This is a genomic window from Phaeobacter sp. NW0010-22, assembly GCF_040365955.1.
In the GTDB taxonomy this organism is placed as follows: Bacteria; Pseudomonadota; Alphaproteobacteria; order Rhodobacterales; family Rhodobacteraceae; genus OMPR01.
The window spans coordinates 160,890-168,599 of record NZ_BAABWT010000010.1; the positions used below are offsets into that span (position 1 = coordinate 160,890).

Annotated in this window: 8 protein-coding genes and 2 tRNA genes; 5 read left to right on the forward strand and 5 right to left on the reverse strand. The window is 53.3% G+C overall.

Annotated elements, in window-relative coordinates; translation table 11 throughout:
* The first annotated feature begins 10 nt into the window (after positions 1 to 10).
* Positions 11 to 484, forward strand: coding sequence for an excalibur calcium-binding domain-containing protein (locus tag ABWV33_RS20060; RefSeq protein WP_353333324.1), 474 nt, complete (start codon positions 11 to 13; stop codon positions 482 to 484).
* Positions 485 to 593: 109 nt separating this feature from the next.
* On the opposite strand, the gene ABWV33_RS20065 is transcribed toward ABWV33_RS20060, so the two are convergent.
* Together ABWV33_RS20065 and uvrB are read right to left on the reverse strand one after the other, a co-directional pair.
* Positions 594 to 1,049: a hypothetical protein gene (locus ABWV33_RS20065; RefSeq protein ID WP_353333326.1), complete on the reverse strand. Its 456-nt coding sequence runs from the start codon at positions 1,047 to 1,049 to the stop codon at positions 594 to 596.
* Between the two features lie 4 nt (positions 1,050 to 1,053).
* Entirely contained in the window at positions 1,054 to 3,252 is a 2,199-nt protein-coding gene (gene uvrB / locus ABWV33_RS20070; protein ID WP_113822757.1) for an excinuclease ABC subunit UvrB, read from the reverse strand.
* 164 nt (positions 3,253 to 3,416) lie between these two features.
* Here uvrB and ABWV33_RS20075 point away from each other — a divergent pair, with 164 nt between their 5' ends.
* A complete protein-coding gene (locus ABWV33_RS20075) occupies positions 3,417 to 3,728 on the forward strand; it encodes an ETC complex I subunit (RefSeq protein ID WP_353333328.1) in 312 nt (103 codons plus the stop codon).
* Positions 3,729 to 3,730: 2 nt separating this feature from the next.
* Positions 3,731 to 4,207: a GNAT family N-acetyltransferase gene (locus ABWV33_RS20080; protein ID WP_353333330.1), complete on the forward strand. Its 477-nt coding sequence runs from the start codon at positions 3,731 to 3,733 to the stop codon at positions 4,205 to 4,207.
* Positions 4,208 to 4,274: 67 nt separating this feature from the next.
* Here the strand turns inward: ABWV33_RS20080 and ABWV33_RS20085 are convergent.
* Together ABWV33_RS20085 and ABWV33_RS20090 are read right to left on the reverse strand one after the other, a co-directional pair.
* Positions 4,275 to 4,352, reverse strand: a tRNA-Arg gene (locus tag ABWV33_RS20085).
* A 136-nt stretch (positions 4,353 to 4,488) separates the two neighbouring features.
* Positions 4,489 to 4,773, reverse strand: coding sequence for an ATP-binding protein (locus ABWV33_RS20090; protein ID WP_353333332.1), 285 nt, complete (start codon positions 4,771 to 4,773; stop codon positions 4,489 to 4,491).
* Positions 4,774 to 6,226: 1,453 nt separating this feature from the next.
* On the opposite strand from ABWV33_RS20090, the gene ABWV33_RS20095 reads away from it, so the two are divergent.
* Positions 6,227 to 6,379 (forward strand): hypothetical protein, encoded by a 153-nt coding sequence (locus tag ABWV33_RS20095; protein ID WP_353333334.1) that lies wholly within the window; start codon positions 6,227 to 6,229, stop codon positions 6,377 to 6,379.
* Between the two features lie 310 nt (positions 6,380 to 6,689).
* Here ABWV33_RS20095 and ABWV33_RS20100 read toward each other — a convergent pair.
* Positions 6,690 to 6,765, reverse strand: a tRNA-Trp gene (locus ABWV33_RS20100).
* A gap of 147 nt (positions 6,766 to 6,912) precedes the next feature.
* On the opposite strand from ABWV33_RS20100, the gene ABWV33_RS20105 reads away from it, so the two are divergent.
* Entirely contained in the window at positions 6,913 to 7,611 is a 699-nt protein-coding gene (locus ABWV33_RS20105; protein WP_353333336.1) for a lysophospholipid acyltransferase family protein, read from the forward strand.
* Positions 7,612 to 7,710 lie beyond the last annotated feature (99 nt).

A 7,710-nucleotide genomic window follows, 5' to 3' on the forward strand; every position in this document is an offset into this window, starting at 1 on the left:
GACAAAGCAGATGTTTAACCGAAAACGCATTATTCAAGAAGTTGACCTAAACCCACGCTCGGTTCAGCGCATAAGGCGCGCCGAGGCACAGCGTGCGCAATTCCTATCGCCAAGGCGGATCGTGATGCTGTTGCTCAGCCTGCCTGTGATCGCCTGCAGCGTCGGGATCAGCGCGTATATCCGCACCAGCCCCTATGAGCCAGAGGCCGCCTTGCAGCATCTGGTGGCCATGTGGGGCTGCGACGCGGCCCGTTCAGTGGGTCTGGGTCCAACGTCTGTTGGTGAACCGGGGTATCACCTGCGCAATGATGGCGACCAAGATGGGGTTGCCTGCGAGCCGTATCGCCACGGCTCCACTGTAGGAACAGTTCAGGGGGATCGAGAGGTTCCAAATGTGCGCATCACGCATGGAGCAAGTGCACATCAGGGAAGCGAGGCTCCTGTCCGACGGCCGATAGGATCAGCGAAGTTTGTGAGGCCATAAAAGCGCCTCACAAGAATACCGCTTCCTTCTCCTAAATTTCTAGAAATTCACCCACGCAATAGAGGTTGAGATTTGAAGTTAGCAAGTAAATAGAGTGGCAACTCCCATTCTAAAGTTCTAGATCGGAGAGACGGTTGCTCCAAAAAGCAACCGCTGCATCAAGTAAATCATCAAGCAGAAACCTGCCTTCCTGTGCATCAATCACATATAAACCAGCTTGTTTAAAACTCCGGGAGAAAGCTCTGGAAAAGCCTCCGCTGCGCTCAGTGTTTTTTACTTTCGGAGTATAGCGATCTATTCTTGTATGCTTTTTAGCGTTGCAAATATCCTGTAGTAAGGCGAGCTCCGGGCATAGCGTTTTAACTTCGTTTGCATACTGCGTTAACGACCCCTCGCAAAATTCAGGTTCATGCAAAAAGACCCATTCAGTGAGTGACCATGCGTTTATTGCCGCCTGCTGCCCTAAACCAATTTCTGTTGGGGAATTCTTCAATCGCGTCACAGATTCGACTAATTGATCAAAATGATCTCGAGGGCTGTCTTGCCCAAAGTTGAGAGACCTCATGACCTTACCGCCTCCGCCGCTTCACATTCCCACCGTGCTGCCCCGGCCTGCCTGCAGTTGAGCGACCCCGAGATTTCACGGCAGCTTCTGACGCTTTGTCGATGGCGTATTGGCGCGCCATCGGGTCGTCGGACACGGCCAAATCGACAGCCTCGAGCCGCTTGACCTCATCCCGCAGACGGGCGGCTTCTTCGAATTCAAGGTTCTCCGCTGCCTTGCGCATGTCTGTCCGCAGGCCATCCAATACCGCCTCAAGATTGGCGCCGTGCAGTGGTTTGTCGATGGTAGCGGTGACGCGGGACATATCCGTGTCGCCTTTGTAGAGACCCGCCAGCACATCCTCGACGTTCTTTTTCACGGTCGCCGGGGTGATGCCGTGTTCGACATTATAGGCCTGTTGTTTTTCACGGCGGCGGTTGGTTTCGCCAATCGCGCGTTCCATCGAGCCAGTGATGCGGTCCGCATACATGATCACGCGCCCTTCGGCATTTCGCGCCGCGCGACCGATGGTCTGCACTAGGGACGTTTCAGAGCGCAGGAAGCCCTCTTTGTCAGCGTCCAGAATGGCGACCAACCCGCATTCGGGAATATCCAACCCCTCGCGCAACAGGTTGATGCCGATCAAAACATCAAACGCGCCCAAGCGGAAATCGCGCAAGATCTCGATCCGTTCCAGCGTGTCGATGTCAGAGTGCATGTAGCGGACCTTGATCCCCTGCTCATGCATGTATTCGGTCAGGTCCTCGGCCATGCGTTTGGTCAGGGTGGTGACCAGCGTGCGGAACCCGGTTTCGGTGACTTTGCGAACCTCGTCCAGCAGATCATCGACTTGCATGTCCACCGGACGGATTTCAACAGGGGGATCAAGCAAACCAGTGGGGCGGATCACCTGTTCCGTAAACACACCACCGGATTGCTCCAGTTCCCACGCCGAAGGGGTCGCCGACACAAAGATCGACTGCGGACGCATCGCGTCCCACTCCTCGAACTTAAGGGGGCGGTTGTCCATACAGGATGGCAAGCGGAATCCGTGTTCCGCCAAAGTGAATTTACGTCGATAGTCGCCCCGATACATGCCGCCGATCTGCGGTACGGAGACATGGGATTCATCCGCAAAAACAATCGCATTGTCGGGGATGAATTCAAACAGGGTTGGGGGTGGCTCGCCGGGGGCACGGCCCGTCAGATAGCGTGAATAGTTCTCGATCCCGTTGCAAACTCCTGTCGCCTCTAACATTTCCAGATCAAAGTTGGTGCGTTGCTCAAGACGTTGCGCTTCGAGCAGTTTGCCCTCGCCCACCATGCGGTCCAGCGTCTGACGCAACTCTTGCTTAATGTGGATCATCGCCTGCTGCATCGTCGGCTTTGGCGTCACATAGTGCGAATTCGCATAGACCCGGATCTGCTCAAAGGTATCGGTTTTTTCACCTGTCAGAGGATCGAATTCTGTGATCCCTTCCAGCTCTTCCCCAAAGAACGACAAACGCCATGCGCGATCTTCAAGGTGCGCCGGAAAGATTTCTAGGGAATCGCCGCGCACCCGAAAAGACCCGCGCTGGAACGCCTGATCGTTGCGCTTGTACTGCTGCGCCACCAGATCGCTCATCACGCTGCGCTGATTGTATTCGTGGCCGACCTTTAGATCCTGCGTCATCGCACCGTAGGTTTCGACAGATCCAATACCGTAGATACACGAAACAGATGCGATGATGATCACATCATCCCTCTCGAGCAACGCACGGGTGGCCGAGTGACGCATCCTGTCGATCTGCTCGTTGATCTGGCTTTCTTTCTCGATATAGGTATCCGAGCGCGCCACATAGGCTTCGGGCTGGTAGTAGTCATAAAACGAGACGAAGTATTCGACTGCGTTGTCTGGAAAGAAGCCTTTGAATTCCCCGTACAGCTGTGCCGCGAGCGTTTTGTTTGGGGCAAGGATGATCGCAGGGCGTTGTGTTTCCTCGATAATTTTCGCCATGGTAAAGGTTTTACCCGTACCCGTCGCCCCCAGCAGAACTTGGTCACGCTCTCCGCTTTGGATGCCACTCCTCAGTTCGGCGATCGCTGTGGGCTGATCCCCCGCGGGTTCGAATTCTGTCTCCATACGAAAGGCGATGCCGCCCTCAAGCTTGGGGCGCGCCTGAACCTGATCGGTCGAGGTCGGCATTTGAGCAGCGGTTTTATCTGAGTGGGCAAAAGCCATGGAGGAGATTCCTTTCGTGGCTGGATTTTGGTCTGTTTTTGTTCTTGTTCAAGGGGCATTCGACCAGAACCGCGCAAACACCAATAAACATGAGACAAAAGGTGCCTTGCTCAGCACGAGGGACTCGCGCATATATGAGTGCAGCGAGATACGAGGAGACTGCGATGCCTGCGCGGATTTTCAAGCCTACCAGAAATGCGATGACATCGGGTATGGCCAAGACCCACAAATGGGTGCTGGAATATGCACCGGCGTCCTCACGCGAAGTGGATCCGTTGATGGGATGGACGTCTTCTTCGGACACGCAATCTCAGGTGCGGCTCAAGTTCGACAGCAAGGAAGAGGCGATCGACTACGCCGAAGCCCATGACATCGATGCCCAGGTGTTCGAACCTAAAACGCGCAAACCGAATCTGCGGGCGGGTGGATATGGCGAAAACTTTGCCACCAACCGCCGCACCCCTTGGACCCACTAAACATGATCGAGATACGGCAGGCCGATCCCGGAGCAGAGAACCTGCGCCCTGTCGTCGAAGATCACCTGGCACACAGTCAGAGTGCCGGGCCAGACGACAGTAACCATACAATGGGTGTCGATGGGTTGCGGGGTGCTGGTATCCAGTTCTGGGCCTTATTTGACGACGAAACCCCGCTTGGGTGTGGCGCGTTAAAGCAGCTTCCTGATGGCTCTGCCGAAGTGAAATCTGTACATATCATCGAAGCCGCTCGTGGTCGTGGGCTGGCGCGGCAAATGATGGCGTTTCTGGCCCAAACGGCGCAGGCCGAAGGGGTCACTGCCTTAGTGTTGGAAACAGGGTCTGACCTACTGCCAGCGTACGATTCAGCACGTAAATTGTACGAAAAATTGGGCTATAGCTATTGCGAGCCGATCTATGGCTACGATGACGACCTCAACAGTGCCTTTATGCGCCTAGATTTAGCCCCAGAACGCTAGAGTTCCACGGCTCTTTCCTATGCTTTTCCCACCACCTTCTGGAGAAAAATTTGTCTGTTGGAGGAAATGGCGAGCCGTGGAGGACTCGAACCCCCGACCTGAGAATTAGAAGTTCCCTGCTCTAATCCAGCTGAGCTAACGGCCCGCACTTTGAGGGTTACCCTTCTAACAGAGTCGCTGAATTGTCAACCACACTCAGTGCCCTAACGGTTGAATGACCTCACTTCATTTAGCACGTTGGTTTCGCTTACGGGAACCCGGCTATTTTCCCGCAAGTTACGTCAATCATACCAGCCTAGACAGGGGCAAGCTGACAGAGCCAAAAGCCTCGCAAACAGCATTCCAACGGACAAGACGCGTAGACGAGATTTGTCTGAGATGCCAAAGACGATTTGACCATCAGTCTTGTTTGCAAAGGCAGCAATAGTCCTAGGAGATTTCCGAAACGTCGCCAACGTCAAGGCGCGCTTGAACTCAAGTTCTGTACTTTCGCGGGCCGAGATGCGGTGCTCGCCGTCATCTTTGGGAGCTAAAGCGAACCTATTCTGCAGTTCATCGGTTTCCATTTTCAATCCCGCAAAACACTTGCGGACGTAAGCTAGATTCTCATCCTAGCCCCGGGGTCTCTTTAATCGTTGGGTCTTTAACTAAACCATCTGACCGCGACTACAGCGCCGGGGTTCGGCAGAATTTGAAGCGCAATCTCTAAAGACCAAGATTTTATTCAAGAAACCGTTCTATGATCACTTCCTTGCCATCGATTAAAATACGCCAGTTTAGCTTTACTGTCTCCAGGACTTCAAAACTGCCATAGTGAGCCTGCCTCTTATGATTTGGGCGTAGTACCATTATGTTGTCACACCCAAGTGATCCTGTAGCGAGTTCCGATACCGCCTGCGACACGGATACAACCGCGCACCGGCCACCGGGAAAGTCGCCGCATCCGCCGCCGAACCTCCGTCAGCATAGAATCCACTTGGCAATGGTCCGTTGCCAACACTCACCAATCACAAACAAAACAGACCCGCGCGCCCTTCCCTTTTACCAAGGTAGAAATGATCAACGCCAATATCAAAATCACGGCTCTAACACTCATAGCCGCAATTTCCGCCTTGTGGTTGGCCCTGTCCGGCCTTAGCGATTGGACCAAGGATCCCCGACCTGACGCACGTCAACACACAGTCAATGCACCTTACAGGAGCGAGCCTTGCTCAAGCAGAGTTTTGTCGAAATGACGGGACGCTGCAGATGTCACAAACATACGCATTCTGATTGGTTACGAAACATCAGGCACCGCCCAGCCTGCATTTGACGCACTGGGACATGATGTGTGGCCCTGCGAAATTGCGCCTTCCGAGGATATGCCAAGACGCTGGATCTGCCGATCCAAAGTTTTCGTTCGTTAGTGTTAGAAGGGATACCCCCCCCGAGGTCCCGCAAGATCGGAACGCACGAACCTTGGGACGCGGATGAATTGCGCACCTCTATTCGCGGGCAAATGGTGAACGGCAATTAGGACGTCAAATGGTAAAGAAAAAATTCACGGCAGCCAAAACTATCAAAGGCGCAAATATCAGTATTTTCGCAAAGATGGGCGTTATGTGCGCCTACCCGATGATCCCAACAGAGAAGAGTATGCCTGAGAGTATTTGAAGCTAATGCGGCGCGGTGGGTCCCTGTGATCCAGATATATCTTTGAAAAGCTAATCATCAGCTACAAGCACACATCCTAATGGGGGCGCTTAGCCCCTCGAACAAAATCCGATTATTCAAAGGTCCTAGAATATCTATCTGACACAATTGGAACACTCAATCCGGCAAAAATGCGACGACCCTCAGTGATCAAGGCCCAAATGGCGAACCATCATCGGGCACGTTTCCACCAACTACATTCCCCAAATGCTTTCAATCCTATTTGAACATGCGATCGACCTAGATTGGCAACGGGACAATCTAGCAAAGGGTATCGAGAAATTGAAAACGGGAAGTGGTCACCAGCCCTGGCCAACAAGCGCAGTTATGATCTACCGCAAAAACGTGACTGGGCTTGCCCTTATGGTTTCTGAGCTTGCTATTGGCACGGGGCAACGCGCCCCGGATCTGACTCGCATGGAATGGGATCACATCGAAGATAATGGGATTTGGGTCACACAAGCCAAAGCCGAAAGCTGAGCTACGACAGGATTCAGAAGATCACACTAACCAAACGCAAGGGGGGTGGCTTTGGAAGGCTACAGCCTGCACGGATGGCGATATTGCGCCACCAGCGAATTTGCTGAGGCTGGATCAGATTGATGCGATCACAGGACACAAAAGCCTGTCCATGGTTCAAAGGTATTCAAAACGCGCTAGTAAAAAACGCCTCGCCCGACAGGCTCAAAACCTGAACGAAAGGAACAAAAACAAACCGTGTATCTGGGAAACTTTGCGGGAAACGAATGTCGAAAGAATATACGTTTATACTCTAAGCCATTGATGGAAATGGCAGGGGCATCAGGGTTCGAACCCGAGACCTACGGTTTTGGAGACCGTCGCTCTACCAACTGAGCTATACCCCTAAGATCGAGGTCCAGATATGATAACATGGCCAAGGACTCAAGAGGAAAAGCAACCCAACGACAACGGAATCACAAAGAAATCCTACAGCACATTTGCTTGATGGTATTTTTTGACTACAGAAGACCCACAAGCAGAGGACTATTATCTTGAACCTAAGACGAAAAATTGCCGACAGCCCTAGGTTCAACAACATGGTCGAGCGGCTGCTCGCAGGATATATCCGCTTTGCCTATCGAACGTCGACATGGGAAACGCAGGGGTTTGAAGCGATGGACGATGTCCTGCGCACAAACGAACCGGTAATTGTCGCCCTCTGGCATCAACGCCTGATCATGGCCCCCTATCTGTTCAATCTTGAACTCGGCCAAATCACCTCGCTGACGTCTACAGGGCGTGCGGGGCGTCTGGCAGGGCAGATCTACACTCGGTTCGGCATGAACACGATTGCGATGAACAGCCGGGATCGTCATGTGACCATGTCCCGGAAAATCCTTGGAAAAATCCGCGATGGATTTTCGGTTGGGATCGCCACCGATGGGCCACGAGGTCCTGCGCGCGTCGCGTCCTTGGTACCGCTCATTTGGGCACGCGCTTCGGGGAAGCGCGTCTTTGTCGTCGCTTTTTCCGCCAACCGCGTGCTTGAGTTGCCCACCTGGGACCGCCAATGGCTACCCACTCCTTGGAGCAAGGGGACTTTGGTTTGTTATGAGTGGACTGAAACAGTTCCACGCAAGGCCACTGACGAAGAAACAGAAACCCTGCGCCTGTCTTTGGAGCGCGCGCTTGATGACGTTACGGACAAAGCCGACACATTGGCAGGGCGCGCACTTCCCCCCAAAACTTAGAGCACTTTGTCCAGCGTTGGGTTTCTTGACCCAAAATGCCCCCTCTAAAGCAAAAAGGCCGCTCCATTGTGGAGCGGCCTTTTCTATTTTCTCACCGAA